This is a genomic window from Limosilactobacillus avistercoris, assembly GCF_014836425.1.
GTDB lineage: Bacteria > Bacillota > Bacilli > Lactobacillales > Lactobacillaceae > Limosilactobacillus > Limosilactobacillus agrestimuris.
The window spans coordinates 12411-38808 of record NZ_JACSQW010000002.1 but is presented as its reverse complement, the minus strand read 5'-3'; the positions used below and the strand labels follow the sequence as shown (position 1 = coordinate 38808).

Below are 26398 nucleotides of genomic sequence, written 5' to 3'. Positions count from 1 at the left end.
ATTATTATTTATCATTTTGTGGTTTCTGGGTTGCTTGTAAAGTCTTTGCAATTTCTGCAATCCGTTTTTCACTCTTCGCGTAGTAATCTAGATCAAGCTGCTGTGCCTGGTTTAAGTAGTCCTTATAAGGCTCACCAAGAACCATTGCCACTAATCCACGGTTAAACTGTGTATCAGCTCGACCAGGATGACGCTTAAGAATTGCATCATAGTATGAAGCTGCTTGCTTAAATTCACCTAATGCTAACAATGCATCTCCTAATGCTTGGTTAATTTCCGGATCCTCTGGACGTAATTCATGAGCGGTCAGGCCATAAGCGACTGCCTGCTTATACTGTTTTTTCTTACTGTAACTTTGGGCAAGCATCAGGTAAGAATCAGCCTTTAACTTCTTATCATCAATCTTGTTATAAAGCTTAATAGCCTGATCAACCTTTCCGACTTCATAATACAAATTTCCGAGGCCATAATTTAACAGGTTTTGGGCTTCTTGATCGTTTTTTGCTTCAAAAATTCCTAAAGCCTTCATAAAGAGCTCTTCAGCTTGAGCATAGTCTTGAAGACGAGTCAGCAAGGAACCAAGATCATAGTAATTATTAGCCTTTTCAGGATGTTCATCAATTGCAGTAATCAACTTATGGACTAAACGTTCAGTTTGCTTTTTTTGTTCTTCACGGTTAGTTTTCTGTTCAGTCATTGAAATTCACTCTCCCTCAAATTGTATCGGTTGGATCGACGCTAGTTTTATGCAGATATGATGTATCGTTCCATTTTTCCAATTCGAAATGTTCAGCATCATCAGTCGTTAAAATAGTTGTCGAGGTGTTACTAAGGCCTCCCCGATCTTTAAGGTGGGTCATTGGAGTACCAACTAATGCATTAATGCTAGCATTCAGGGCTGCTCCATGGGAAACAATTAAGACTGACCCATGTGGATCATTACAACAAAATTCTCTAATTGCTGTCCCCATCCGGTCAATAACTTGTTCAAAGCTTTCACTTTCAACAATTGTACTGTCATACTTATCAGGGTGATGACGGAAATTTTTAAGTACTTCAGGCCATTTTTGAGCTACCGCATCAAAGTGCATTCCTTCCATTTTTCCCAAATTAAATTCTTTTAACCGACTATCAATTGTTAATGGGACTGGCCGGTTAAGGTGCTGTAATAATGTCATTGCGGTTACCCGGGCACGCTTCAACGGGCTTGCATATATATGGTTAATCGGAACATTCTTCAACGATGCAGCAAGCATTTCGATTTCTTTATAGCTTTGATCAAGTAACGGTGAATCGCCATTTGCCCCTTGATAACGAGATTCAAGATTCCATTGAGTTTTTCCGTGACGGATTAAATAAACTTTAGTCATATTATTCGACCTTTTTCCTCTATTTTAACAAAATATCGCCATCATGTTTCAAACTTTTCTAAATATATGTATAGGGAAGTCTACCGTCTATATATTAATAACGGTAACTTCCCTGATTTGCACTAATTTACTTATGTTTTTTAGACGTATTGGCAAAGGTGATCGTGATTGTAAGCCCGATCAATAATTGCACTTCCTAGACATTCTTCACCATTATAGAAAACTACTGCTTGACCTGGCGTAATTGCCCGTGCTGGATCATCAAAGGTTACGGTTACCATTTGGCCATCCTCAGAAAGGTGAACTGTAACCCCAACATCTTTTTGCCGGTAACGGAACTTTGCAGTACAGTGGAAATCACGACCATACCGACTTACAACATCATCAACCCAATGAATATCACTTGCTTCCAAGTGAGTTGCATAAAGGTGTTCGTTTTCGTATCCTTGACCGACATACAGAACATTTTTCTTAATGTCCTTACCAATTACAAACCACGGGGCATTACTCTTCTTGTTTCCCCCAAGGCCGAGCCCACGACGCTGACCAATAGTGTAGTACATTAAGCCCATGTGTTGACCGACAACCTTTCCGTCGACGGTTTCCATATTTCCAGGTTGGGCTGGTATGTACTGGCTTAAGAATTCACGGAAGTGCCCATCTTCACCAATGAAGCAAATCCCAACTGAATCCTTCTTCTTTGCAGTCGCCAAACCTGCCTCTTCAGCAATTTGCCGAATTTCTGTTTTAGTGTAGTCAGCTAACGGGAAAAGAACCTTGTCCAATTGGTGGTAGTCCAATTGACTTAAGAAGTAAGTTTGATCCTTATTCTGATCCTTAGCCCGCATTAAGTGCATCCGCCCATCACTATCACGCTTTAAATCAGCGTAGTGACCAGTAGCAACATAGTCAGCACCAAGTTGGTTTGCGTAATCAATAAAGGACTTAAACTTAATTTCCTTATTGCAGACCACATCAGGGTTAGGGGTCCGTCCCTTCTTGTATTCAGCAATAAAGTATTTAAATACCCGGTCCCAGTATTCTTTTTCAAAGTTTACAGAATAATATGGGATCCCAATCTTAGCGGCCACCTTTGCAACATCCCGGTAATCCTCTGTTGCAGTACAAACACCATTTTCATCCGTGTCATCCCAGTTTTTCATGAAGACACCAATAACGTCATAGCCTTGACGCTTCAATAATAGTGCAGTAACTGAGGAATCTACTCCCCCACTCATTCCTACAACAACTCGCTTACGGCGATTTTCGGCCATTTTATATCACCATCATTTCAAATAGATTCTGGAACAATCTACGATAGAAGGTCGCATGTTACCAGTATGAACTATTGTATCAAAGCTTGCTAATTACTGCACCTATTTGCCCTCATTCTTAACAAAGACATCTCGTTGTAACATTTCTTTAAGAATAAAGTGGTATTGTTCAACAAATTCCGCTGATCGCTGGTGATTAAAAATATTAATTTTCCGTGTCCCGTTACCAGTAATCGTTTCCATCTTAAAGCCACTTAAGTCACTGTTAATTAGGATCCGTAACTTAGCAACCGGTTTAAACGGGTTCTTCGTATCTACACTACCCACATACTCAAAATTGCCCCGCTTGGTTTCTTCAAAGCCCAAATCTATTAATGTATAACGTTTTATCTCAGGACTTAATGAATAACGGTCAGGATCGCCCTGAAGTTGAATACTCTTTTCAAATTCCATTATTCTTCAACTCCCTTAACCTTTTTAACTTTGTTGACAATTTCTGCAATTGCATCTGCCAACTCCTTAACATCTTCTTCAGTATTCATAATACCGAAACTAATCCGGATTGACTCACTAATCCGTGGGCTTTTCTTACCAAACATTGCGGTCAAAACATGTGATGGTTCAATACTTCCAGCTGTACATGCAGAACCGCCAGAAACGGCAAAGCCAGCTAAATCAAGATCCGTTTGTAAAACGTACGTTGAAATTCCCTTAATCCAAAGGTTTAACACATGGTTAAGGTTATTCGGATCCACACGACCATTAACTTCAAAACCTACTCCGGCATCCGTCAAGCGTTGAATAATTACTTGCTTAAAATGGAAATAACGTTCCTGACGTCGTTGCTTTTCTTCCGGAGTATCAATCGAGACAGCCTTGGCAAAAGCCGCAATTGCTGGAACATTCTCCGTTCCCGCACGCCGTTTTGTTTCTTGATCTCCCCCGCGAACAAAACTAGGGAAATTGATTCCTTGACGACGATAAAGGAACCCAATCATCTTCGGACCATTAATTTTATGGGCAGAAGTTGAAAGCATATCGATATGATCAGCCTTAACGTCAATTGGCAATAAACCATAAGTTTGGACAGCATCAGTATGGAACCATGCTTGGTGATCTTTTAAAATTTCACCAATCTCATGGATTGGCATCCGGCTACCAACTTCATTATTCCCCATCATAATCGTGACAAGAATGGTATCGTCACGTAAAGCATTTCGAAAATCAGTTAGTGAGATTTCACCATTTTCATCTACAGGTAAGTAAGTTACTTCAAAGCCCAGTGATTCAAGGTAGTGTAACGGCTTCAAAATTGCTTCATGCTCGATCGCTGTAGTAATGATATGCTTTCCTAATTTTTGCCGGGTTAGTGCAGTTTGAATCACAGCAGTGTTATCACTTTCTGTTCCTCCACTAGTGAAGATAATTTCATCTTCATTTGCATTAATACTTTTAGCAATTACCTGCCGACTTTCATCCATCACCAGTTTTGATTGACGACCATATGAATAACCAGTTGAAGCATTTCCCCAACTCGTAGTCATTTGCTTTGTCATCTCATCTATAACTGGCTTTGTCATTGGGGTGGTAGCAGCATTATCAAAATACTTCTCACTCACTTTTTTCACTACTCCTTATTCAAATCATTAAAAAGTTGTAACAGCATCTTTGCGGACCGTTTACCAGCATCAATAATAAATTCATCAAAGCTAACACCAGCAGCTTCATCCCCGGTATCAGACATTGCACGAACAACAACATATGGGATGCCATGATCAGTGGCAACTTGTCCTACGGCAGCCCCTTCCATTTCACTTGATAATGCTTCAGGGAAGTAATGGAGGATCTTTTGAATTGCGTCCTTACTTGCAACAAACTGATCACCAGAAACAATCAAACCACGCTTAACATTTAACCCGGTCTTTTCACCAGCAGCTTCAAGAGCCTTTCCCCACTTTTCAGATGCCTTAAACCGTGGTTCTTTTCCTGGTAATTGACCATAAACATAATCAAAGACTCGTGCATCAACATCATGGTATGCAGTCTCACTTGAAATAACAACATCACCAACATGAAGGCCTTCACCAATTCCACCTGCAGAACCAGAATTAATCACAACATCCACCCCACAATCAGTAATTAAGTGCTCAGTTGTAATTCCAGCTTCAACCTTACCAATTCCAGATTCAACCAAAGTAACATTCTGGTTATCAATTTGACCAGAATAATACTTTTTTCCACCAATTTCCTTAACACTTTCGTTTTCCAATGCCGCCGTTAATTCCTTGATTTCTTCTGGCATTGCGCAAATAATTCCAAACTTCATTCTCTTCATTCCTTACTTTACAAAAAATAAAATTAAATAGACGATAATAATTGCAATCACTAAAGCAATAATTGCAATGTTTAATCGTCTTCGTAACCGGTACATTTTCTGCTCACTTGTCAACTGCTCTTGCTCAATCTTTTGAGCAGTTCGTGATTGAGAAGTAAACGATTGGCGTCCTTCTTCACTACCGTCTCCCGTACTTTGTTGACGATATTGCTGACGCGTCATCCGTTCACTATTGCTATTTTGAGGATCCTTATCCACGATTACTCATCCCTTGCCAATAGTAAATTGCCATAATTGTCTTGGCGTCTTCAATTTCTCCCGCATCAATCATTTTTAATGCTTCGTCAAGGGTAACCTTTTCTAATACTAATTGTTCATCACGATCCTGGGGTAACTTTTCCTTCACTGGGGTTAGATCAGTTGCTAAATACAACGTCATAAATTCATCCAAGACTCCAATTGAAGTATAAAATGATGAAATCTTTTTGATTGTCCCGGCTTCAAAACGGGTTTCCTCATTCAATTCACGCTTTGCTGCATGAAGAGCATCATCACTATCACGTGAATCTACTTTTCCTGCAGGAATTTCTAAAGTGGTGTTATGAATTGGTGAACGCCACTGCTTCTCCAGTATCATCTTGTGATCATCCGTTAAAGCTAAAATTGCTACCGCTGGAACATGGTGGACAATCTCCCGCTGTGCCTTTAAGCCTTTGGGAGTTTCAACTTCCTCAACAGCAACTTTAATTACTTTCCCATCAAAAACAGTTTTCTCACTTAAGGTTTTTTCTTCAAAATTCATTTTAAAAACCTCGCTTACTTAGTCGTTGAACATGTGCCGCTTGTGGCCCCCGTTTTCCTTGAACAATTACTAACGAGACCTGTTCGCCCGGGGTTAAGATTCTTAAACCATGACCATCAATTCCTGAATAGTGAACAAAGATTTCACCTTCATTAGGAACGTTGATAAATCCCCATCCTTTTTCACGATCAAAACTTTTGACTGTGCCTTGTAACATTAATTTCACCTACAAACAAAAATACCAAGCAACATAAACGTCACTTGGTATTTTACAACGCTATTCAGGGTTTGTCATTGATGGACAACTATTTTTCTAAGCCTTCATCAACAGTTTCTGGGAAGTTTTCCCGGACAACCTTAGCACAACGAGCACAAAGGGTTGGGTATGCTGAGTCTGAACCAACATCTTCCTTCACCATCCGACAACGTTGACAAGTTTCACCTGGGGCAACACTGACCTTAACGGCAACTCCATCGTTATATTGATCGGTATCTTCATCCGCTTCATCAAGAGAATGAAGAACTAGTTTTGAAACACCAAGTAATAATTGAACATCTGCATTCAGACTCTCTAATAATTTCTTATTATGGTCGTTAACATAAAGGTCAATTTGTGCTTCTAGTGATTTACCAATCATTTTGGCATTCCGTGCTTCTTCAAGACTCTTCAATACATGAGAACGAACTTCCATAAATTCTGACCACTTGTCTAGTAAGCCATCTTCACCATCAAAGTGACGAACTTCAGGAATTTCTGTTAATTGAACGAATTCTTCAGGTTCATTCATGTAGCTCCAAACTTCTTCAGTCGTGTGAGGAAGAATTGGGGTAAGCAACTTAACCATTGTTAGTAAGATGTCATAGAAGACTGTTTGCATAGAACGACGAGTCCATGAATTCTCAGGTTCAATGTAAAGAACATCCTTAGCAACGTTCATGTAGAAGGCTGACAAGTCATTATTAACAAAATTAATTAATAACCGGTAAGCATCAAGGAAGTCATAGTTATCGAAATCAGCCCGCATCTTCTTAAGAAAGTGGTTTAACTTAACGAGCATGTATTGATCAACTGAACTCAAGTATTCATATGAAACAGTATCTTCACTAGCGTCAAAATCACTAGTATTAGCAAGCAAGAAGCGGAAAGTATTCCGTAACTTACGGTAAGCTTCAGAGATTTGTTGGAAAGTTCCCATTGAAACCCGAACATCAGCAGAGGTATCAGCACTCATTACCCAAAGACGGATAATTTCAGCACCCATTTGTTGGACAACCTTGTTCGGATCAATAACATTTCCTTGAGACTTACTCATCTTGTTGCCACGCTTATCAAGGGTAAATCCTTGAGAAATAATTGACTTGTATGGTGCTTGCCCTGAGCAAACAACACTGGTAATCAAACTAGAATTAAACCATCCACGGTATTGATCTGAACCTTCAAGGTAAAGATCAGCTGGATATGTCAAGTAGTCACGTTCAGTTAATACTCCTTGGTGAGAAGAACCAGAATCAAACCAGACATCCATAATGTCAGTTTCCTTAGTAAACTTCCCATGAGGTGAATGCTCATTAGTGTAGCCTTCGGGAAGAAGATCCTTTGCATTACGTTCAAACCAAACGTTAGAACCATACTTTCTAAAGAGATCGGCCACATGGTTAATTGTTTCTTCTTCCATGATTGGTGTACCATCTTCGGCATAGAAGATTGGCAATGGAACACCCCAAACACGTTGACGAGAAATTACCCAGTCACCACGGTCTTTGATCATGTTGCGCAAACGAACCTTACCCCATTCTGGGTAGTACTTAACGTTTTCCAAAGCATCTAAAATGTTTTGCCGCATCTTTTCGATAGAAACAAACCATTGATCTGTTGCCCGGAAAATGATTGGCTTCTTTGTCCGCCAGTCAAATGGGTAACTGTGATTTAATGGTTCTTCAAGTAAAAGGGCATTGTTATCTTCCAACTTTTGAAGTGAAATATCATCAGCCTTTTGATAGAAGACACCATCAAAGTCCTCACCATTTTCTTTCGTCAATACCCCTTGATCATTAATTGGAGCAAAGATTGGTAAATCATACTTCTTCCCAAAGTTGTAGTCATCATCACCATAACCTGGTGCAGTGTGAACTAATCCAGTACCAGCATCAGCAGTAACGTAATCTGCAACCCCAACTAATAAATCACGATCAAGGTATGGGTGTTGAGTGGTTAATCCTTCAAGTTCCTTACCAGCTAAGTGCTTAACTACTTTATAATCTTCCCAGCCAAGCTTTTCAGCTAAACCGTCAAGCAAGTCAGTAGCAACAACAAATTGCCGTTCGTCGTTTGCTGGCTTAACAACAGAATAATCAAACTTAGCGTTTACAGCAACCGCCTCTGAAGCTGGAATAGTCCATGGGGTGGTCGTCCAAACTACTAAGTAGGTATTATTATCTAGAACACCCTTACCATCCTTCACTTGTTCAGCAAAGAAGGCTGTCTTAGCAGTAACATCATGGTATTCAACTTCTGCTTCAGCCAATGCTGATTCAGATGACCATGACCAATAAACAGGTTTCTTAGCTTGGTAAAGAAGGCCCTTCTTAGCAAATTCACCAAAGACACGAATTTGAGCAGCCTCAAATTCCTTATTCAATGTTAGGTATGGGTGATCCCAGTCAGCACTAACACCTAAACGCTTAAAGTCAGTTCGTTGTTTATCAACTTGTTCCAAAGCATATTTCCGACAAAGATCACGGAATTCGGTTAAACTCATCTTTTTCCGGTCATAACCAGCCTTAGTCAATTGGTGTTCGATCGGTAACCCGTGAGTATCCCATCCTGGAACATATGGTGAGCGGTAACCACTCATTGACTTGTAACGAACAATAAAGTCCTTTGAAATCTTATTCATGGCGTGACCAATATGAATATTACCGTTGGCGTATGGAGGACCATCGTGAAGAATAAATGTTGGTTTCCCCTCATTTAATTTTTGCCGTAATTCATATACTTTATTTTCTTCCCAGACACTTTCACGTTGTGCTTCTGTGACTGGTAATTTTCCCCGCATTGGGAACTTGGTTTTACCCAAATTTAAGGTATCTTTAACCCGCATATGCAATTCTCCTTCCATATTTTTTATAATTAGTAAATAAAAAAACTTCACCCCTAATTGGGACGAAGTTTTCTCGTGGTACCACCCGTTTTCAGGATATTCGACTTTCCAAATACCCCCTCAATCATTGATTAACGGTAATGAACCGACCTAACTTAAAAATTCAGTTAGGTACTCAGGACCGATCAAGCAACGCAGTACTAAGTGTTAACCTCACACCTTTTGCTAACTCGCTGAACCGTTCATGCCTTGCTAATGTCCCTCAACGTTTTTACTAATTATTTCTATCTAATTTCAACAACTAGTTATTATCCGGGAAGACAACAACCGTATCTCCATCATCACTATTACTTGATTCTGTTGAAGTCGAATCGACAGAATCAGTAGTTGCTGATGAAGAATCACTATTTTGTGACATCAATGAATTAAAATCAATTGAAGAATTAAAAGAAACAGTTTCCGCTGAATTAGTAGAAGTAGTTTCTTTTTCTTCTTCTGGTTGAACTACAACTTCAGAATTTGATGTAATATCTGGATTGTTATTACTATCAATTTCAACATTCGCTGATGTAGCATCAGAAAGTGAAGTTGTACTTTCCGCTTCTAAATTACTAGTTGTAATTGAGGTTGATTCTACACTTTCACCCGAATTATTGTCAAGACGAGTTCCTAAAATATTTTGAATTTCGCCGTATTTATCAATATCGTCATTAGCTAAAAGCTTATCCCATTCAGCACTTTTGACAACCTCTAACTGAGATTCAAGCATCACTTGTAGACGTTGGCGGAAAATTCTGGTTTGCTTCTTTAGATCACTAGTTTCAGAAGTTAACTTGCGAGTCCCTTCTGCAGTATTCTCAACAATTTGATTAGCCTTTTCATTAGCAGTTGAAACAATATCAGTTGCTTGTTTTTGTGCTTCGCGAACCATAATATCAGCTTCACGCTTAGCATTATTTTTAACCTTATCCGCAGCTTCTTGAGCAACTAAGATTGATTTATTTAATGAGTCCTTTAACTCACTAAAGTACTTCAACTTACTCTCATCAGCCTTTACTTTTTCTTGTAATGCCCGATTTTGTTCACTCAATTCTTGAACTGTTTGTGCAACTTCTTTAATGAAGTCATTCACTTCAGTTGGATTGTAGCCACGCATTTTGGTGTTAAATTGAATTTGATTTATTTCATCTACAGTTAAACTCATCAGTTTTTTCCTCCATGTGATCTTAATTAAGCATGAATTATTGATAAGGTAATTCGTTGCTTATTTTTTCTCGTAATGGTCCCAACCTGGTCAACTCGTAACCGGCCAGCATACCTTACGGACAGCATATCATGTTCACCAACCAAGTAGTCTGGTCGTTGCATTTCTTCCCAATTAATCTGCACAAGCCCATGCTCTAACAATTGTTTTGCTCGATTACGAGAATAATTAAAACCAGCAGCAACTACCGCATCAATCCTTAATGACGAAACAGTAGTCGTTAATTGTTCCCAATCATCTTCTGGCGCAATTAATTGCTCAAGGGAAATTAGCTTCCACTTAACCTTAATCTTCCCAACATGGTCAATTCGTTCACGCACAAAACGGGCCATTTGATTAGTAATTACTACTTGCCACCTTTTACCATCAGTAACAATATCTCCAAATGCAGCCCGATCCAGTCCTTCACCCAATAACGTTCCCATTATTTGACGATGGTGTAACTCAGCAAATTTTTGTGGATAATCAATTTCTAAACAGGTAACCTCAAAATCTTTTACTTGTGGCTGATAATAAGACGGAAAGAAAAGGACCCGCTTCATTTCCGCATGCTGCCAACCACCGTTCGATACCATCTTCACGTTATCGTTACCATTCACAAGTGTCTGGGCAATATAACGTTGTCGCGGATTAAGAAATGGTGTCAGTACAGGGCGGTATTGATCTGTAGTTTGTACTAACCAATCATTAATCTGATCTATAATCGGCCCTTCATCAACCCGAAAATGTTGTTTTATGTTTAATTCATCCATAATTAATCAAAGCATCATGGTAATTGCTTTTAGTCCATATTGAACAAGGTAAAGGATAAAGATCGCTACAATTGGTGAAAAGCTAATTCCTCCTAGTGGTGGAATAAAATCAAACCACCGCATATAAGGTTCAACCAACCGATTAACAATCTCACCTAATCGGCTTCCCCTTGCATTTGGGAACCATGATAGCAAGCACCAAATGACAATCACCAAAATATAGATATCAATTAGTTGGTAAATTACCCAGGCTAAAAAATTAATAATTGCCATTGCAAGCTCCTTTTATATTAAATCTTATCTGTATCATTCTTAAGGTTATCAGATAGGTTACCAGAAACCTCAAAGTTTTTTGGTGTACAGAGGAAAATTTCTTTTCCAATCCGCTTAATATCACCACTAATTGCAAAAACAGTTCCATTTAAGAAATCAACAATTCGACTTGCCACTTTTGAATCCATTTGGGAAAAGTTAACAATTACTGCCCGATCATTTAATAATTGATCGGCAATTTGTTTAACATCCGCATAGAGTCGTGGCTCATAAAGGGCAATCTTACTTGAACGTTGCCGGATACTATTCATTGAAACGACTTTATTATCGCTTTGTGAAACCGGGGTCTGTTCATCATAGTATTCGTCTTGATTATCAGACTCACTATCACTAAAGAGACTCTTAAAAAGGTTATTTGCCATCTTACTTCCTCCTTACCTTCCTAGAATTACGAAATGGGAGATGCCCTAAACCAGTGCCTCTCCCCATCACTATCTATTAATTATTGACGACGATTCTTAAAGAATGGTGGCGTTGATAAATTATCATCGTCATCATCAGTTGCAGCAGAATCATCGTTAAAGACGTTAAATTCTGGCTTCTTCACATGTGAGAATTCATTATCCGTCTTTTCGTTTGAATCATTAATCCCTGCAGTTGGAGCATTCCAACCATCAAATGGATCTTCAGGAGTAGCTGATTCTTCAGGCTTATTATCCTCACTCTTTGGTTTATCATTTACGGGAGCTACATGTTGTGCCTTCTGAGCATTTTTACTCTTCTTAGCGTCAATTCCTGTAGCAATTACAGTAACACGAACTTCATCGCCTAATGATTCATTCAAGGACATCCCAAATGAAATATCAACATTTGTACCAGCCGCTTGTTTAATTACGTCAGAAGCTTCTTGAGCTTCAAACATTGAAAGATCTTTACCACCAGTAATATCCATCAACACATGTTGGGCACCAGAAATTGAAACTTCAAGAAGTGGTGATGAAATAGCCTTCTTAGTAGCTTCCGTTGCACGGTTTTCACCAGTTGCACTCCCAACCCCCATCAAGGCAGAACCTTGATTAGACATTAAGGTCTTAATATCGGCAAAGTCCAAGTTAATGTAACCTGGAGTAACAATCAAGTCAGAAATACCTTGCACACCTTGACGAAGAACATTATCTGCTTCCTTGAATGCTTCCATCATTGGAGTCTTCTTATCAATCATTTCTAACAAACGATTATTAGCAACAATGATTAAAGTATCAACATTTGCCTTTAACTTTGCTAAGCCTTCACTAGCAAACTTATCACGCCGGGGACCTTCGAAAGTAAATGGACGGGTAACAACACCAACAGTTAATGCACCACTATCCTTAGCAATCTTGGCAACAACAGGTGCAGCACCGGTACCGGTACCACCACCCATTCCGGCAGTAATAAAGACCATATCTGAGCCTTCAAGTGCTTTTTGGATTTGTTCTTCACTTTCTTCAGCAGCTTTGTCACCAACTTCAGGATTAGAACCAGCACCAAGCCCCTTAGTCAATTTAGGTCCTAATTGGATCTTGGTCTGTGCTTGAGAAGCGTTTAGTGCTTGGAGGTCAGTATTAGCAACGATAAAATCGACACCCTGAACCTTTTCAGTAATCATTCGATTTACGGCATTACCACCACCGCCACCGACACCAATAACTTTAATCTTAGCTCCGGCAAATTGGTTTTCCATTGAATTCTCGTTATCCATTCGACACCCTCCGTTAATCATTAATCAAATAAATTATTGAAGAGGCTCTTAAATTTACTGCTAAATGAGCCATCCTTCTTTTTTGTGGTTTGTTCCTGGCTAGTCCGTTTTTGAATAGGACCATTACTATCTTCAACTGATTCTTGACTCTGAAGTTCACGATTACCAGCATTAGTATCCGGCATAGCCTTTCCAAAGTCAGCCTCTTGGACTACTTGTTTAATTAATCGGTCTATCCCGGATAACCGATCTTCATAAAGACCAAGTGCGTAACTAATAGCAAAACGCGGATGACGAATTCCCATTTGTTCTGGGACAAAAACTTTTACGTTACCAGAGAAGTATTGTTTAGTTAATGACCTAATGCCAGGTAAGGCAGCAACTCCACCGATTAAAATCACACCACCTGGTAATTCAGGTGCATTAATCCGGTCAAGTTGACGGGCAATCCGGTCAAAAATTTGCCGAATCCGCGCTTCAATTACTTCTGAAACATACTTTTCACTATATTGAACTGGCTTATCTTGACCAACAACTTCAACGTCAATCTGAACATCATCAGCCTGTGTACTATCGGCAAAGCCATGATCACGTTTTAATTGCTCTGCATTCTTTAACGAAGTATTCAAAACAGTTGAGATATCCTTAGTAATGTATTGGCCACCTTCAGGATCAACATAACTGTACTTTAACTGATGATCATGAATAATGCTTGTAGTTGTTTGGCCGCCGCCAAGATCAATTACTAATGTCCCAAAATCTTGTTCACCATCATTAAGTAGGTTAAAGCCAGTGGCAATTGGTGTAACAACAAAATCCCGGACCATGTAACCAGCTTTTTGAATCGCTTTTTTAGCATTATGGACAATCGTCTTTGGACCAGTATAGAGAGTTCCCTTCATTTCAAGACGAACTCCAACCATTCCACGTGGATCTTTTATCCCATCAAAACCATCAACGGTAAACTCAGTTGGTACCAAGTCGATTACCGTTCTTTCAGGTGGGATGCTTTGCGTCAATGCTTCTCGTGCTAAATCTAAGACATCTTGATCAACAATTTCACGCGATTGACCATTATTAGCAATGGTTATCATTCCATGAACCCGTTGCATTTGTAAATAGTTTGCTGGCAAGCCAACAATTACTCCTTTAATGTCTATATTGGACTTTTCCTCAGCCTGAGCAATGGCATTTGAAATTGCACGAGCGGTTTTATCAATGTCAACTATTACACCGCGACTCATTCCGGCCGCTGGTTCAACACCGGCACCAATAACCTTAATTTGCCCTTTTACATTTTCACATACTAATGCTTTTATCGAGGTGGTTCCAATATCTAACCCAACATAAACCTCAGAATTATCCATTGAAAGGAACCTCCTAAATTTTTACACTAAATTAATATTTTTATTTATTAGTCTAACCTAAATTTTACCACAGTTAGTCACTTGTAAAAAAAGATCTTTGTGATTTTTTTATAAAATCATTTATCTTTTGCCCCATAATTATACGAATAGGCACCAATACGAAGATCAACTACCCCTTGTCCTTTCATCTTGGTTAGAATTGATGGGTAATATTTCATCTTATCACCAACATTCGTTAACGTGGCCTTAACGGTATTTCCATCTTTCATGTAAAGAATCACTTGGTGAGGTGACTCTTTTGTTGGTTGGTATTTAACTGATGAAATCCCGTGAGAAATTACTGGCTTCAATTTTCCCAGCTGTTGACCAAGGATTTCAAGTTGTTGACGGTGGCTTTCAAACCCCTGAAAATCAATGTTTGTATTATGCGCTGTGGTTAACTGTAATTGACCGTTTGACAACACAGCATGTTTTTGTTTACCAACTTGGGCCTCACCTAACAACCGATTTTCTGTAATTGCAACGTGAACACTTTTGAGGCCACGAAGGCTAACTTCAAGTGTTTTAACCTGTGGATTTTTGATTCTAGCCTCATGCTCTAAATATTTCTGGCCTAACCAGGCAGTCCAAATAAGCCTTCCTGGACGAATTGTAGATGCATCTTCAACTTCTCTATCTGTTAATTCGTTATTCCCACTAATCGTAATATTAGTGATCTTACTTATCGGTAGAATGATATAAATCATTACTAACAGAACAATTCCAAAAAGCCACATTAGCGCACTAATTCTCTTTTTGCTGGAATTTTGACGCTGCTTCTTTATTCCAACAACCTTATTACCAATCGGTTGATGTGGTCCCTTTCGTGCAGAAATATTCCGCTTTTCCAGATGAGCTAAGCGTTGAGAATAACGACGATGCTCTGGAATAGAATTGCCTCTCGTCATTTCATCCACCAACTAATGCTCGTTAATTGCTTTATGGAGAACAGAAATTAACTCATCAGCAGCTTGTGGATGACCAACCTTACGAGATGCATTTGCCATTTTATCACGAAGGCCTTGATTTTCCATAATTTTATCTGCCTGAAGCAATAATGTCCTACTATCTAAATGATCCTCAGTAATCATTACTGCAGCATTCTTCCGAACTAGCGATTGCGCATTCTTTACTTGGTGATTAGCAGTTACATATGGACTTGGAATTAAGATTGTTGGTACACCTAAAGCAGTTACTTCCGCAATTGTAGTCGCTCCCGCTCGGGAAACTAATGCAGCTACTTTAGGCATTTTGGCTGGCATATCCTTAATATACGGAACAACTTTAACATTTTCACCAATTTCCGTTCCTTGTAACTGTTTTTGAACGTTATCATACCGCTTCTGTCCAGTAGCAAAGATCACTTGATAGGAACGCTTACTAAATTCCGGAATTGCATCTACAACTGTCGAATTAATTTTTGGTGCACCTTGACTTCCCCCAAAAATCATCAATGTTGGGACATCATCCTTTAGCCCATACTCTTCCCAAGAAAAGTTACTAGCAGCTTGAGAAGCAACTTGTTGCGCTCGCGGATTACCAGTCATCGTCACTTTTCCTTCCGGGAACTGACTGCGTGCAGCTTCAAACGCAATTGCTATCTGATCCACATACCGACTTAAGAACTTATTTGTTACCCCAACAACACTATTTTGTTCATGAATCACTGTTGGAATGTGTTGTTTAGCTGCGGCATAAAGGACCGCCCCACTTACATAACCACCAGTTCCCAAAACAACGTCCGGTTTAAAATCATGAATAATCTTTTTTGCATGGTGAACAGAACGGAGAAAAAGGTAAACTGTCTTAATGTTTTCCAATGAAAGTGACCGCTTAAACCCCTGCATTTGCATTGTTTCAAGCTTAATTCCTGCATCTGGAACAATTTTATTTTCAAGTCCCCGGGTAGTCCCAACATAAAGAACCTCTGTATCTGGTTCTACCTGTTTTAACCGCTCAATCAATGCTAATGCCGGATAAATATGACCACCGGTTCCACCACCAGAAACAAGTAACCGCATATTATTTCTCCTCCTGTTCTTTAATTAACGTATTAACAGCTTCAATAAACTTATCACCACGAACCTCAAAGCTTGGGAACTGATCCCAGCTAGCATTAGCAGGGGACAGTAAAATGACATCCCCGGGTTCACTAACCTTCCAAGCTTCTGGGACAGCAGTAATTGCATTTTCACTTTCAATTATTGTTGGAATTTCAGCTTGTTTTGCAGCATCTTTCATTTTATCTTTACACTGTCCAAAAACAACGATCGCTTTAACATGCTTTTTGAAATATGGAACCAGTCGTTCAAATGTATAGCCACGATCTAACCCACCAGCTAGTAGAATAACTGGTTGTTCAAAGCCCTGAAGTGCGACTTCAGTTGCTTCAATATCAGTTGACTTAGAATCGTTATAGAACCGACGACCCGCGTAATCTGTTACGTATTGAAGACGGTGACGGACACCACTAAAAGTTGTCAGGACATCAACTATTTCCTGATTAGCAACCCCACTTAATTTAGCAGCAGCAATTGCAGCTAACGCATTTTCAACATTTTGTGGACCGATTAGGCGAATGTCCTTAGCGTCCATGATATACTCACCACGCCAATAGATCTTGCCATTCTCCTCATAAGAACCTTCATGACTTTTATTTTGGCGTGAAAATGGAATGATCGTTGCCTGTGAACGCCGTGCAATTTCTTGCCATTCATCACGATCCCAATTCATGATTAAGTAATCATCACTGGTTTGGTTGCGGGTGATATTTAACTTAGCATTAATATAGTTTTCACGTGTTTTATGGTAATCAAGGTGGTTAGAGAAAATATTAGTAATAATGGCAATATGTGGATGAATAGTGGGCGCTCCTAGTAACTGAAAGCTTGAAAGTTCAGTAACCAACGTATCCTCTGGTCCTAATTCAGCAGCTACTTTACTAAAGGAAACACCGATATTACCGGCATATTCAACCCGGTGAGAGTTATTTTTTGCAATCATCAATTGTGTCAGGGTCGTTGTCGTCGTCTTCCCGTTACTTCCAGTAACACTTACCAAGTGTCCTTCAAAAATCTGCCAACCCAACTCTGCCTCAGTGATAATCGATGTCTTCTTTTCAACAAACTTAGCAACTAATGGATTATCATAAGGGATTCCCGGATTTTTTACCACAACATCAAAGTTGTCTTCCGCAAGACTAAGCGGATTAGAACCAGTAATTACTTTAATCCCATCATTTTCAAGTCCTTCAACAATTGAAGGATCCTTAGGTGTTGCCTGGTCATTAGCAACAACGTCAGCACCCAGCTTTCTTAATAGGTGTGCTGCATTTAACCCACTAATTCCAAAACCCATTACAAGAACTTTTTTATTATTATAGTTTGTTACTTTTTTCATTTCTCTTGCCACCTAGCTTAAATTAAATATTAAAAATTAAAATACTTGCTACCGCAATAATTGAAGCAATTAAACCGACACACCAGAAGACGATATCAATCTTCCACTCACTCCATCCGCAAAGTTCAAAGTGGTGATGGATCGGGGTCATCTTAAAGATTCGCTTCCCAGTAAGTTTAAATGATGCTACTTGCATGATTACGCTAGCGGTTTCGCAGACATAAACAATCCCAATTACTAATAATGACCATTCATGATGAAGTAATAGTGAAACTGCAGCTAGTGAAGCACCAATGGCTAACGAACCCATATCACCCATAAAAATTTTAGCGGGTTTATGGTTATAAGGAAAGAACCCACACAAGGTTCCAATCATTGCTAAACAGAATAAAGCAATTTCTGCATAACCAGGTTGGTTAATATTTACAAGGGCAATAATAAGGTAAGCCAAGAATGAAATAATTGATAATCCACTAACTAATCCATCCAAACCATCAGTCAAATTAACAGCATTTGAAAAACCAACAATCCAAAAAATGATAAAAAGGCCGTACCACCAACCAGCTTGACTAGTTCCAAAGCCCATTTGGAAGCCTTCATGCTGGTAAATTACTGTAAAAACCATTGCGGCAATAACTTGACATAAAGCTTTTTGCCATGCTTTAAATCCTTCATTTTGGTGGTGAAAAATCTTTATACTGTCGTCCCACATTCCAATTAATCCATAAACTACCAGGACAAACAAGAGGGCCCACATAGTATTAGTTAACATCCCTATGAAACCGCCGACCAATAAAACGGTAATAACGGCTGAAATTATAAAGAGGAGTCCTCCCATAGTAGGTGTCCCCGCTTTTTTAGCATGCCACTTAGGTCCTTCTTTACGAATCTGCTGCCCTTCTTTTTTCGCCCGGAAATAACGGATTAAAGAGGGCATTAATAGAAAAGTAATTAAGAATGAACAAACTAATGTTATTACAATACTAAGAAAATTCATGTTTTCCTCCTAAATTAATGTCGAGAAGAATACTCGACAGTCAATGTTGATGACTTTTTCACACTATCATTTGGTTTAATACTTTGCTTAGTAACATAGCCAGAACCTTTTTCTTTTAACTTGATCCCCATCATTTGAGAAAGTTTCTGGACATCATTAGAACTCCAATTATTAATATCGGGCATTTTGTATTCTCCTCCAGTATCCAAAATAATATGTTGGTTAATCAGAGAAGGTTGCCCCTTAGTAATTGATTGCTTTTTAACGCTGTGTCCAGAACCAATTACAACTGGAACAAGATGTTTCTTATTAAGCTGATCACTTGCGTCCTGAGGAGACTGGTTTACAACATCCGGGACCTTAACAATTCCCGAATTCTTTTGTTTAGTACTCTTCTGACGACTCAAAATAAATTTCATCGTTGGGTTAAAGACTTCCGCAATCATTTTAGTTGCTGGTTTACTAAGATTATGTGGTTTCCTTAATGTTACGTACATTACATAACGCGGCTTGGTTGCAGGAGCAATGCCAACAAATGAGTAAAGATAATTACTATCACCATTGCTATATCCACCAGCACCACCAATTTGTGCGGTTGCTGTTTTTCCGGCTATTTTATAATCGTCAATTTGATAATCATGTCCGAGGCCCTTTTTATCATAGATAACCCCTTCCAACATTTTAACTACCTTTTTAGAAGTTGAGGCTTTGATTGGCTGTCCAACCTGTTGAGGTTTTACCTTCTGAATAGTTTTTCCTTCGTTATTAGTAACCTTATCAACAATATATGGTTTCATCATCTTACCATTATTGGCAATTGCGCTAAAGCCTTGCATCATCTGCATAGCATTGACGGTAATTCCTTGACCAAAGGCAGTGTTAGCTTGTTGCAGAATTCCCTTAAAGGCACTATAACCACTTACTTCACCATCCATCCCTTCAACGTTAACCTTATTAAACATCCCAAAACGGGTTAAGTATTTTTTCCAAGTTTTTGCCCCCATATTCTGTTCAACATGGGCAAAGCCAACATTACTTGAAAGATCAAAAGCGTCCTTATAGGAGATTGTTCCCCAACCGGACGCTTGCCAATCAGTAACTTTACCGCCACCAATTTGCCAAGTACCAGAATTAAAGGTTGCATTCGGATCAAAATGACCAGAATCAATTGCCGCGCTCAAGGCAAACGTCTTCATTGTTGAACCAGGCTCATAAACATCTTGAACCAGCATATTTCGCCAAACAGGATCTTTCTTCGAACGAAGCGTCGGTCGTTGAGAGGCTGCAATAATTTTACCAGTTTTTGCATCCATCACAACTGCAATCATTGATTCTGCCTTCGATTCCTTAAACACCTTAGTTAGCTTATTTTCCATAATATGTTGAACCTTGGCATCAAGCGTCGTGTAAACATTATCACCGTTCACTGCTTTTTTTACCACTTGGTTACTATTAGCTAGACTATACCCATAAACGTCTCGTTTATCTTGACGGAGACCATTCTTTCCGGTTAATTTCTTGTTAAAGTACTTTTCTAGGCCGACTTGACCAACCAATGTCATCTGGCCAGTTTCTTTATTGGTAACTCGTGGTGTCGCCATCCCAACGATTTGAGAGGCAAATTCACCCTCTGGATAAGAGCGGGCAGGTGTTGCAATGAAACCAATTCCAGGCAGCTTTTCTGCTTTAATTTGCTGCATCTTGGCAACTGATAGGTTTGCCCCAGCACTCCCAAACTCAACTTGGTAGGACTGCCCTTTTTTTGAAAGAGTCTTTAAAATTTGAGATTTAGGCATGTCAATATATTTGGCAAGGATTTTTGCAGTCCGCTGCTTATTTTTTACGTAAAGTGGCTTACCATCTGCAGAATGCTGACTTTTATCTAAAACTGCATAGAGGGTATACTTGCTTGTATCTGTTGCAAGGACCGAGCCATGCTGATCATAGATATTGCCACGCTTAGCAAGAATTGTCCTTTTCTGTGTGTAAATTTGTTCGGCTTGAGAACGTAAATTAACGTGCTGGACATCCTTTGTAATCGCAATATACGCAAAACGAACGATAAATAACGTAAACATTGCAACCACGATTATAAAGAGCCACTTACCAAAAGTTTCTCTGTTGCCACTATTTCCGTTATTTTTCGTTCGTTGAGTCATCTTATTCATTATTTATTAACGTTCCTTACGTTTGAATTATGATCCACTAATCCATATTTCTTAGCGGCTGATCTTAATTGGGATTGACTCGTCATTTCAGCAATTGCCTGCCGATGACTGGCATTGTCATTTTTGGCTTGATATACCTTTGTTTGTAAGTCTTGCAATTGATGTTGACGAGTATTAATTGTAATTTTCGTTGATAAAAGCGAAATGGTTAAACATAAGGTTAAAATACTACAAACTGCAACTAGCCCACGTTCAAAATTTGACCAAGCCACTGTTTTCACAGCGGGGCCTAATTGTTGACGCGCCTGTGCTCCAGGATCAGTCGTCCTCGGCTGATCACGAGAAATCCTTTTTGCAGTATTTGAAACCATCTTTAATCACTTTCCTTTTGTGTTCTTACTTTTTGATTCTTTCAATTACCCGTAATTTTGCGCTATGAGCACGATGATTATTAGCTAATTCTGCATCACTCGGTAGGATTGGCTTCTTGTTAATCAACTTGTACTTTGGTTGCATTTCTGGTGGAATGACCGGTAATCCCGGTGGTAATTCGTCTGCTAATGAGACCTTCTCATGAAACATCGTTTTAACCAACCGATCTTCTAATGATTGAAATGTAATCACACTGATCCGCCCACCAACATTAAGCATTTCAAGCGCTTGTTCTAAAGAATCCTCTAATGCTCCCAATTCATCATTAACAGCAATTCTAATCGCCTGAAAAGTCTTCTTTGCTGGATGACCACCATGCCGCCGTGCAGCAGCTGGAATGGCTTCCTTAATCACATCAACAAGCTCAAAGGTTGTTTTAATCGGCTTACTTTCCCTTCGTCGCTCTATTTTTCGTGCGATCTGTTTAGCAAATCGTTCTTCCCCATAGCGATAAAGAATTTTAACTAATTTCTCATATGGCCACTCATTAACAACATTCATTGCAGAAAGTGATTGTTGTTGGTTCATCCGCATATCTAATGGTGCATCTAATTTATAGCTAAAGCCACGTTGTGCATCATCAAACTGTGGAGATGAGACCCCCAAATCATAAACAATCCCATCAACTGTTTGAACCCCATTTTGTAACAATGCAGTTCTTAAATTTCGAAAATTATCTTCGATTAAGATTGAACGTCCATCATCGATAAAACTTTTTAGGTGTTGTCGATTATATTCAATTGCCGTTTGATCCTGATCAAATGAATATAGGTGTCCTATCGTTAACTGATTAAGGATCGCGGCACTATGACCACCCCCACCTAGCGTTGCATCGACATAGGTTCCGTCTGGATGGATATTTAGACCAGCAACAGCCTCATTCAATAATACTGTTACGTGCTTAAATTCTGTCATCTAAAATCCTCCATTAAAAATCAATATTTAAATCTTCAGCGATCTGATCAAAATCATCTTCCGTGGCATCCGTAAATTGTGCCCACTTTTCTGCACTCCAAATTTCAAGTCGGTTAACAACGCCTACCACAACACACTTCTTTTCTAATTGAGCATGTTGACAAAGGGTATCTGGCAAATTAATCCGGCCTTGTTTATCAAATTCACAATCAGTTGCGGCAGAATATAAAAAGCGAACAAATGCACGTGCATCACGCTTAGTCAGCGGTAACGCCTTTAATTTTTCTTGCAATTGTTCCCATTCATTAAGCGGGTAACCAAATAGACACCCATCTAAGCCACGAGTGACAATAAAGTGAGTGCCTAATAATTCACGAAATTTTGCAGGGATAATCAAACGGCCTTTGCTATCGATCGAATGAGTATATTCGCCCATAAACATTAGCTTTGCCTCCCCACAACCACTTTATAGGTAAAGTCTACCACAATCCCCCACTTTCCACCATAAGATTTCAAAAATAATTGTTAATAATAAAAAAATTAGCAAGATCGCACTTATGTGCTTAAGTGCTTCTTGCTAATTAACATTCTCTATTACCAATGTTATATCAGCGGTAAATTTTGACAAAATAGTGAAACGATAAACGTAATCGTTGCAACAATTACAGATAATCGCCAAAAAACTGGCCAATAACGTCGGTAGATAAACTCATTATAGTGGATTGTTTGGCCAATAATTAATAGGATTGCAATAATCATCCAAGTAGCAATCGGGTACGCTATCCAATAAAGGCTTCTAATATTATCAATGCTCAACAGCCATAAAATAATCGTCCAAATAATGGGGCTATGTTTATGATGATGTTGATGACGATAATGATGAAAAACCTTGCTGATTAAATCTTCTACAAACCAAACAATAATCAGTAATATTACCTGAAGAAATGCTATTCGATAATCCATACTTAGTTCTAACTACTCCTGACTAATATTTACAATCATTAGTTTAGCACAGACTATTGAGATTGTTTGAAATCACATTCAAAAATGATGTAGACTGTTACTATTATCAATTCATCAACGAAGGGCGGTAAAAAGATGCAACGAAAAAAGAAAACTCGTTTTCAAAAAATTACAATGGTTGCAATTTGGTTGATGCTAATTGCCATGCTTGGCTCACTAATCTTTGGAGCAATTGCATCATTAGGTGTAATGTAGTTTACATTATCTAAAGAATTGAAAAGTGCGAGGAAGAAACTACTATTCTTCCTCGCACTTTTTAATTCTTTATCATAAAAGTTCAATTACAAAAAAGCTTGTACTACTCCTCATCTTGACTCTTTTTCTTAAAAACCTCACGAGGTTTAGAACCACTAGCAGGCCCAATGTAGCCCCGCTGTTCCATATCGTCAATAATTCTTGCAGCCCGATTATAACCAATACGAAATCTGCGCTGAATTAATGAGGTAGAAGCTTTTTGTTGATCAACCACGAAATCTAATGCCTCAGGGAAGAGTTCATCCTCATCCTCAAGCTTTTCCTCTTGTTCAATTTCATTATCAGTAACAACCATCTTCTGGTCATATTCTGCTGGACGCTCTTCTTTTATAAAGTCCACCACTGCTTCAACGTCTTGATCAGAAATAAAGGCGCCTTGAACACGAACTGGTTTGTTTTGGTCGATCGATTCAAACAACATGTCTCCCCTACCGAGCAATTTTTCAGCACCATTAGTATCAATAATTGTTCGAGAATCAACACCACTTGAAACAGCAAAGGCAATTCTCGATGGGACATTTGCCTTAATTAAACCAGTGATGACATCAACTGAAGGACGCTGAGTAGCCAAAATCATATGGATACCAGCAGCTCGCCCCATTTGTGCAATTCGGACAATTGCATCTTCAACATCGTGAGAAACAGTCATCATTAAATCAGCCAGTTCATCAACAATTACCAAAATTAACGGTAACGCTGGTTGTTCGGTCGCATCTTCTTGATCGTTGTTCTCCTGAACAAGTTGGTTGTACCCCTTTAGGTTGCGGACCCCAAATTTAGCAAACAGTTCATAACGACGTTCCATTTCAGCAACTACCTTTGCCAATGCTTTAGCTGCCTTCTTTGGTTCTGAAACTACTGGGCTTAATAGGTGTGGAATCCCGTTATAAACGCTTAATTCTACCTTTTTAGGGTCAATCATCAAGAATTTTATCTGGTGAGGTTTAGCTTTCAATAAGATGCTGGTAATAATATCGTTAATCGCAACTGATTTCCCACTTCCGGTAGCACCAGCAATTAAGAGGTGAGGCATCTTGGTTAAATCAGCCATCATCACATTCCCTGTAACAGTTCTTCCAAGTGGAACATTCATTGGGTGATCATCATGAGGCATTGATTCTACCATATCGCGAAAACCAACAGTCGCAATTTGCTGGTTAGGAACTTCAATTCCAATTAATGATTTTCCAGGAATCGGTGCTTCAATCCGAATATCTTTTGCAGCAAGCGCTAGGGCTAAGTCATCTGCCAAGTGTGTAATCCGACTCACTTTAACTCCCACTGCTGGACGCAATTCATATTTTGTCACCGATGGACCAAGGTTAACATTCTCAACGGTTGCATCAACACCAAACGACTTTAACGTATCCTGAAGCTTTTTGGTATTCTTCTTAATCGCGTGTAAATCGTCTTTTTGATCAGCTTGCGGAATTTTGGTCAATAAACTTAATGGTGGCAACTGGTAATCAGCATTTTCCTTTTCAGCAGTAGTAGCCAATTGCAAATCATCATTAGAATTTGGCAACTCTTGAGATTTTCCGAGCTTGCCCGAAGCCTCATCATTGCTTGTACTTGCTACTGTAATCCGCGGCTCGGCAACTTTTGGTGTTGCTGAGGGTTGAGAAGCATTAACATCTGTTAGATTTTTTTGAACCGGTTTCACTTTGTCAGCTAAAGTAGTAATTTGCTCCTTAACTGGTTGCTTAACCCGTGGTTTGGCCGCAAAAGACTGTCTAACCCGTTGAATAAGTATTGGTGTTTTTTTCAGTTGGCGACCAAGATTAATTAAATATTGTTCCCAGGGAATCGCAAAAAAGATAATAATTCCTGCAACAATCATTAACCAGGCCAACACAGCCGTTCCCTGATGGCCAATCAAATAGTTACTACCAGTATAGAGGAATGCCCCTAGCATCCCCCCACCGATGTTAGTAGAATTGCTTGTCTGAAAAAAGACCCTTGTTAAATTATTCCAGGTTGTAGATATAAAATTGGCGTGAAGGTTCAAATGATTAAACATTAGATAGTGTAACCAAATTAATCCCCCACAATATGCAATAATAAATCCACTAATCCAGCGACGATTATATCTTGGTCGATGACCGAAGAAGGTTAATGATAATCCAGAAATAAGAACAAGGATCATTACTACCGGATAGGATCTACCAACCAGAATATTAAATAAGCCAATCAATAATTGACCAATCGCTCCAAGATTAAATAGCCCAATAAGCATCAAGAATGCAAGAATAATTCCTACTAAATTATCAACAATCCTTGCTTGACTTTTTTTACTTACAGTTCGGCGACGACCAGTTCCTGACCGCTTCTTTCTTGCCATATTATTCCCCACTTATTTTAATTTATCAAAGTGATATTTATGAACCCGTGCTAAATTTGGAAAGCTTTGCTGACGAAGGGCCTCGTAGATCACAATTGCCGCACTATTCGACAAGTTTAATGCCCGGATATTGTTATCGTTTTGCGGAATTCGAATAGCATTTTCTGGATACCGACGCATAAATTCTTCTGGTAACCCGGTCGTTTCCTTACCAAACAGGAAATAGTGATCCCCAGAAGTTGTATAGTCAACATCAGTATAGTCACGGCTTGCAAATTTAGATACAAGGTATAGCTTACTAATATCAGGAACGGTAGAAATAAACTCGCGCAGATCATCATGATAGGTAATTTTTACCTTATCCCAATAATCTAATCCCGCTCTCTTCATGTGCTTATCATCCGTTGAAAATCCAAGCGGCTTAATTAAATGTAATTCCGTATTCGTCCCGGCGCATGTCCGGGCAATATTCCCAGTATTTGCAGGAAACAATGGTTCAAATAATACAATATGGTTTGTCATCATAATTCTCCTTAGACAAATAAAAAAA

27 protein-coding genes, 1 pseudogene and 1 other annotated feature are annotated in these 26398 nt (G+C 39.1%); of the genes and pseudogenes, 1 reads left to right on the top strand and 27 read right to left on the bottom strand.

What is annotated here, in order from left to right; genetic code table 11:
• Window positions 1–4 precede the first annotated feature (4 nt).
• The 25 genes and pseudogenes from H9564_RS00915 to H9564_RS00795 form a co-directional block, all read right to left on the bottom strand.
• Complete coding sequence (locus H9564_RS00915) at window positions 5–697, bottom strand: tetratricopeptide repeat protein (RefSeq protein WP_191683705.1); 693 nt, start codon at window positions 695–697, stop codon at window positions 5–7.
• A gap of 16 nt (window positions 698–713) precedes the next feature.
• Window positions 714–1370 (bottom strand): histidine phosphatase family protein, encoded by a 657-nt coding sequence (locus H9564_RS00910; RefSeq protein ID WP_191683704.1) that lies wholly within the window; start codon window positions 1368–1370, stop codon window positions 714–716.
• 140 nt (window positions 1371–1510) lie between these two features.
• Window positions 1511–2644 (bottom strand): tRNA 2-thiouridine(34) synthase MnmA, encoded by a 1134-nt coding sequence (gene mnmA / locus H9564_RS00905; protein ID WP_191683703.1) that lies wholly within the window; start codon window positions 2642–2644, stop codon window positions 1511–1513.
• A gap of 102 nt (window positions 2645–2746) precedes the next feature.
• Window positions 2747–3097: a DUF1831 domain-containing protein gene (locus H9564_RS00900; protein WP_191683702.1), complete on the bottom strand. Its 351-nt coding sequence runs from the start codon at window positions 3095–3097 to the stop codon at window positions 2747–2749.
• On the bottom strand, window positions 3097–4263 hold the full coding sequence (locus H9564_RS00895; RefSeq protein WP_191683701.1) for a cysteine desulfurase family protein: 1167 nt from the start codon (window positions 4261–4263) through the stop codon (window positions 3097–3099). Before H9564_RS00895 ends, H9564_RS00900 begins: the two co-directional genes overlap by 1 nt.
• Window positions 4264–4271: 8 nt before the next feature.
• The gene (locus tag H9564_RS00890) at window positions 4272–4970 is read right to left on the bottom strand and encodes a 5'-methylthioadenosine/adenosylhomocysteine nucleosidase (protein WP_191683700.1); all 699 of its coding nucleotides are present in this window, start codon (window positions 4968–4970) and stop codon (window positions 4272–4274) included.
• Window positions 4971–4982: 12 nt separating this feature from the next.
• The gene (locus tag H9564_RS00885; RefSeq protein ID WP_318241057.1) at window positions 4983–5237 is read right to left on the bottom strand and encodes a hypothetical protein; all 255 of its coding nucleotides are present in this window, start codon (window positions 5235–5237) and stop codon (window positions 4983–4985) included.
• Window positions 5230–5781, bottom strand: coding sequence for an NUDIX hydrolase (locus tag H9564_RS00880; protein ID WP_191683699.1), 552 nt, complete (start codon window positions 5779–5781; stop codon window positions 5230–5232). The genes H9564_RS00885 and H9564_RS00880 overlap by 8 nt, the downstream gene beginning before the upstream one ends.
• A gap of 1 nt (window position 5782) precedes the next feature.
• On the bottom strand, window positions 5783–5998 hold the full coding sequence (locus H9564_RS00875; RefSeq protein ID WP_191683698.1) for a cold-shock protein: 216 nt from the start codon (window positions 5996–5998) through the stop codon (window positions 5783–5785).
• Between the two features lie 88 nt (window positions 5999–6086).
• Window positions 6087–8882, bottom strand: coding sequence for an isoleucine--tRNA ligase (ileS, locus tag H9564_RS00870; protein ID WP_191683697.1), 2796 nt, complete (start codon window positions 8880–8882; stop codon window positions 6087–6089).
• Between the two features lie 55 nt (window positions 8883–8937).
• Window positions 8938–9157, bottom strand: a binding site (T-box leader).
• Window positions 9158–9497: 340 nt separating this feature from the next.
• Window positions 9498–10086 (bottom strand): annotated as a pseudogene (locus H9564_RS00865) (DivIVA domain-containing protein); the annotation flags it as partial.
• Between the two features lie 26 nt (window positions 10087–10112).
• On the bottom strand, window positions 10113–10898 hold the full coding sequence (locus tag H9564_RS00860; protein WP_191683695.1) for a YlmH family RNA-binding protein: 786 nt from the start codon (window positions 10896–10898) through the stop codon (window positions 10113–10115).
• Between the two features lie 6 nt (window positions 10899–10904).
• Complete coding sequence (locus H9564_RS00855; RefSeq protein ID WP_225209493.1) at window positions 10905–11171, bottom strand: YggT family protein; 267 nt, start codon at window positions 11169–11171, stop codon at window positions 10905–10907.
• 17 nt (window positions 11172–11188) lie between these two features.
• The gene (locus tag H9564_RS00850) at window positions 11189–11593 is read right to left on the bottom strand and encodes a cell division protein SepF (protein ID WP_191683694.1); all 405 of its coding nucleotides are present in this window, start codon (window positions 11591–11593) and stop codon (window positions 11189–11191) included.
• An 80-nt stretch (window positions 11594–11673) separates the two neighbouring features.
• The gene (ftsZ, locus tag H9564_RS00845; protein ID WP_191683693.1) at window positions 11674–12912 is read right to left on the bottom strand and encodes a cell division protein FtsZ; all 1239 of its coding nucleotides are present in this window, start codon (window positions 12910–12912) and stop codon (window positions 11674–11676) included.
• A 20-nt stretch (window positions 12913–12932) separates the two neighbouring features.
• Window positions 12933–14279, bottom strand: coding sequence for a cell division protein FtsA (gene ftsA / locus H9564_RS00840; RefSeq protein ID WP_191683692.1), 1347 nt, complete (start codon window positions 14277–14279; stop codon window positions 12933–12935).
• Window positions 14280–14395: 116 nt separating this feature from the next.
• Window positions 14396–15226: a cell division protein FtsQ/DivIB gene (locus tag H9564_RS00835; protein ID WP_225209492.1), complete on the bottom strand. Its 831-nt coding sequence runs from the start codon at window positions 15224–15226 to the stop codon at window positions 14396–14398.
• Window positions 15227–15238: 12 nt separating this feature from the next.
• Window positions 15239–16339 (bottom strand): undecaprenyldiphospho-muramoylpentapeptide beta-N-acetylglucosaminyltransferase, encoded by a 1101-nt coding sequence (murG, locus tag H9564_RS00830; protein ID WP_191683690.1) that lies wholly within the window; start codon window positions 16337–16339, stop codon window positions 15239–15241.
• A 1-nt stretch (window position 16340) separates the two neighbouring features.
• Window positions 16341–17717, bottom strand: a complete 1377-nt coding sequence (gene murD / locus H9564_RS00825; RefSeq protein WP_191683689.1) for a UDP-N-acetylmuramoyl-L-alanine--D-glutamate ligase — start codon at window positions 17715–17717, stop codon at window positions 16341–16343.
• Window positions 17718–17739: 22 nt separating this feature from the next.
• Window positions 17740–18714: a phospho-N-acetylmuramoyl-pentapeptide-transferase gene (gene mraY, locus H9564_RS00820; RefSeq protein ID WP_191683688.1), complete on the bottom strand. Its 975-nt coding sequence runs from the start codon at window positions 18712–18714 to the stop codon at window positions 17740–17742.
• Between the two features lie 14 nt (window positions 18715–18728).
• Entirely contained in the window at window positions 18729–20882 is a 2154-nt protein-coding gene (locus tag H9564_RS00815) for a penicillin-binding protein (protein ID WP_191683687.1), read from the bottom strand.
• A complete protein-coding gene (locus H9564_RS00810) occupies window positions 20882–21253 on the bottom strand; it encodes a cell division protein FtsL (protein ID WP_191683686.1) in 372 nt (123 codons plus the stop codon). The genes H9564_RS00815 and H9564_RS00810 overlap by 1 nt, the downstream gene beginning before the upstream one ends.
• A gap of 25 nt (window positions 21254–21278) precedes the next feature.
• Window positions 21279–22229 carry a 16S rRNA (cytosine(1402)-N(4))-methyltransferase RsmH gene (gene rsmH / locus H9564_RS00805; RefSeq protein WP_191683685.1) on the bottom strand — a complete coding sequence of 317 codons (951 nt, stop codon included), beginning with the start codon at window positions 22227–22229 and terminating at the stop codon, window positions 21279–21281.
• Window positions 22230–22242: 13 nt separating this feature from the next.
• Entirely contained in the window at window positions 22243–22671 is a 429-nt protein-coding gene (gene mraZ / locus H9564_RS00800) for a division/cell wall cluster transcriptional repressor MraZ (RefSeq protein WP_191683684.1), read from the bottom strand.
• Window positions 22672–22832: 161 nt separating this feature from the next.
• Entirely contained in the window at window positions 22833–23192 is a 360-nt protein-coding gene (locus tag H9564_RS00795) for a DUF3397 family protein (RefSeq protein WP_191683683.1), read from the bottom strand.
• A gap of 135 nt (window positions 23193–23327) precedes the next feature.
• On the opposite strand from H9564_RS00795, the gene H9564_RS00790 reads away from it, so the two are divergent.
• Window positions 23328–23447 (top strand): DUF4044 domain-containing protein, encoded by a 120-nt coding sequence (locus tag H9564_RS00790; RefSeq protein ID WP_081446177.1) that lies wholly within the window; start codon window positions 23328–23330, stop codon window positions 23445–23447.
• Between the two features lie 103 nt (window positions 23448–23550).
• Here the strand turns inward: H9564_RS00790 and H9564_RS00785 are convergent, their stop codons facing one another.
• Window positions 23551–25848, bottom strand: coding sequence for an FtsK/SpoIIIE family DNA translocase (locus H9564_RS00785; protein ID WP_191683682.1), 2298 nt, complete (start codon window positions 25846–25848; stop codon window positions 23551–23553).
• Between the two features lie 12 nt (window positions 25849–25860).
• Entirely contained in the window at window positions 25861–26370 is a 510-nt protein-coding gene (gene trmL, locus H9564_RS00780) for a tRNA (uridine(34)/cytosine(34)/5-carboxymethylaminomethyluridine(34)-2'-O)-methyltransferase TrmL (protein WP_191683782.1), read from the bottom strand.
• Window positions 26371–26398 lie beyond the last annotated feature (28 nt).

Bases quoted from the DNA above. Each gene is read 5' to 3' on its own strand.
- trmL (WP_191683782.1), bottom strand. From the start codon at position 26,370: ATGACAAACCATATTGTATTATTTGAACCATTGTTTCCTGCAAATACT.
- mraZ (WP_191683684.1), bottom strand. From the start codon at position 22,671: ATGTTTATGGGCGAATATACTCATTCGATCGATAGCAAAGGCCGTTTG.
- H9564_RS00785 (WP_191683682.1), bottom strand. From the start codon at position 25,848: ATGGCAAGAAAGAAGCGGTCAGGAACTGGTCGTCGCCGAACTGTAAGT.
- H9564_RS00790 (WP_081446177.1), top strand. From the start codon at position 23,328: ATGCAACGAAAAAAGAAAACTCGTTTTCAAAAAATTACAATGGTTGCA.
- H9564_RS00860 (WP_191683695.1), bottom strand. From the start codon at position 10,898: ATGGATGAATTAAACATAAAACAACATTTTCGGGTTGATGAAGGGCCG.
- H9564_RS00875 (WP_191683698.1), bottom strand. From the start codon at position 5,998: ATGTTACAAGGCACAGTCAAAAGTTTTGATCGTGAAAAAGGATGGGGA.
- H9564_RS00915 (WP_191683705.1), bottom strand. From the start codon at position 697: ATGACTGAACAGAAAACTAACCGTGAAGAACAAAAAAAGCAAACTGAA.
- H9564_RS00795 (WP_191683683.1), bottom strand. From the start codon at position 23,192: ATGGATTATCGAATAGCATTTCTTCAGGTAATATTACTGATTATTGTT.
- H9564_RS00815 (WP_191683687.1), bottom strand. From the start codon at position 20,882: ATGAATAAGATGACTCAACGAACGAAAAATAACGGAAATAGTGGCAAC.
- ftsZ (WP_191683693.1), bottom strand. From the start codon at position 12,912: ATGGATAACGAGAATTCAATGGAAAACCAATTTGCCGGAGCTAAGATT.
- mnmA (WP_191683703.1), bottom strand. From the start codon at position 2,644: ATGGCCGAAAATCGCCGTAAGCGAGTTGTTGTAGGAATGAGTGGGGGA.
- mraY (WP_191683688.1), bottom strand. From the start codon at position 18,714: ATGAATTTTCTTAGTATTGTAATAACATTAGTTTGTTCATTCTTAATT.
- H9564_RS00880 (WP_191683699.1), bottom strand. From the start codon at position 5,781: ATGAATTTTGAAGAAAAAACCTTAAGTGAGAAAACTGTTTTTGATGGG.
- H9564_RS00810 (WP_191683686.1), bottom strand. From the start codon at position 21,253: ATGGTTTCAAATACTGCAAAAAGGATTTCTCGTGATCAGCCGAGGACG.
- ileS (WP_191683697.1), bottom strand. From the start codon at position 8,882: ATGCGGGTTAAAGATACCTTAAATTTGGGTAAAACCAAGTTCCCAATG.
- murD (WP_191683689.1), bottom strand. From the start codon at position 17,717: ATGAAAAAAGTAACAAACTATAATAATAAAAAAGTTCTTGTAATGGGT.
- H9564_RS00855 (WP_225209493.1), bottom strand. From the start codon at position 11,171: ATGGCAATTATTAATTTTTTAGCCTGGGTAATTTACCAACTAATTGAT.
- H9564_RS00900 (WP_191683702.1), bottom strand. From the start codon at position 3,097: ATGGAATTTGAAAAGAGTATTCAACTTCAGGGCGATCCTGACCGTTAT.
- H9564_RS00890 (WP_191683700.1), bottom strand. From the start codon at position 4,970: ATGAAGTTTGGAATTATTTGCGCAATGCCAGAAGAAATCAAGGAATTA.
- H9564_RS00835 (WP_225209492.1), bottom strand. From the start codon at position 15,226: ATGACGAGAGGCAATTCTATTCCAGAGCATCGTCGTTATTCTCAACGC.
- ftsA (WP_191683692.1), bottom strand. From the start codon at position 14,279: ATGGATAATTCTGAGGTTTATGTTGGGTTAGATATTGGAACCACCTCG.
- murG (WP_191683690.1), bottom strand. From the start codon at position 16,339: ATGCGGTTACTTGTTTCTGGTGGTGGAACCGGTGGTCATATTTATCCG.
- H9564_RS00910 (WP_191683704.1), bottom strand. From the start codon at position 1,370: ATGACTAAAGTTTATTTAATCCGTCACGGAAAAACTCAATGGAATCTT.
- rsmH (WP_191683685.1), bottom strand. From the start codon at position 22,229: ATGACAGAATTTAAGCACGTAACAGTATTATTGAATGAGGCTGTTGCT.
- H9564_RS00850 (WP_191683694.1), bottom strand. From the start codon at position 11,593: ATGGCAAATAACCTTTTTAAGAGTCTCTTTAGTGATAGTGAGTCTGAT.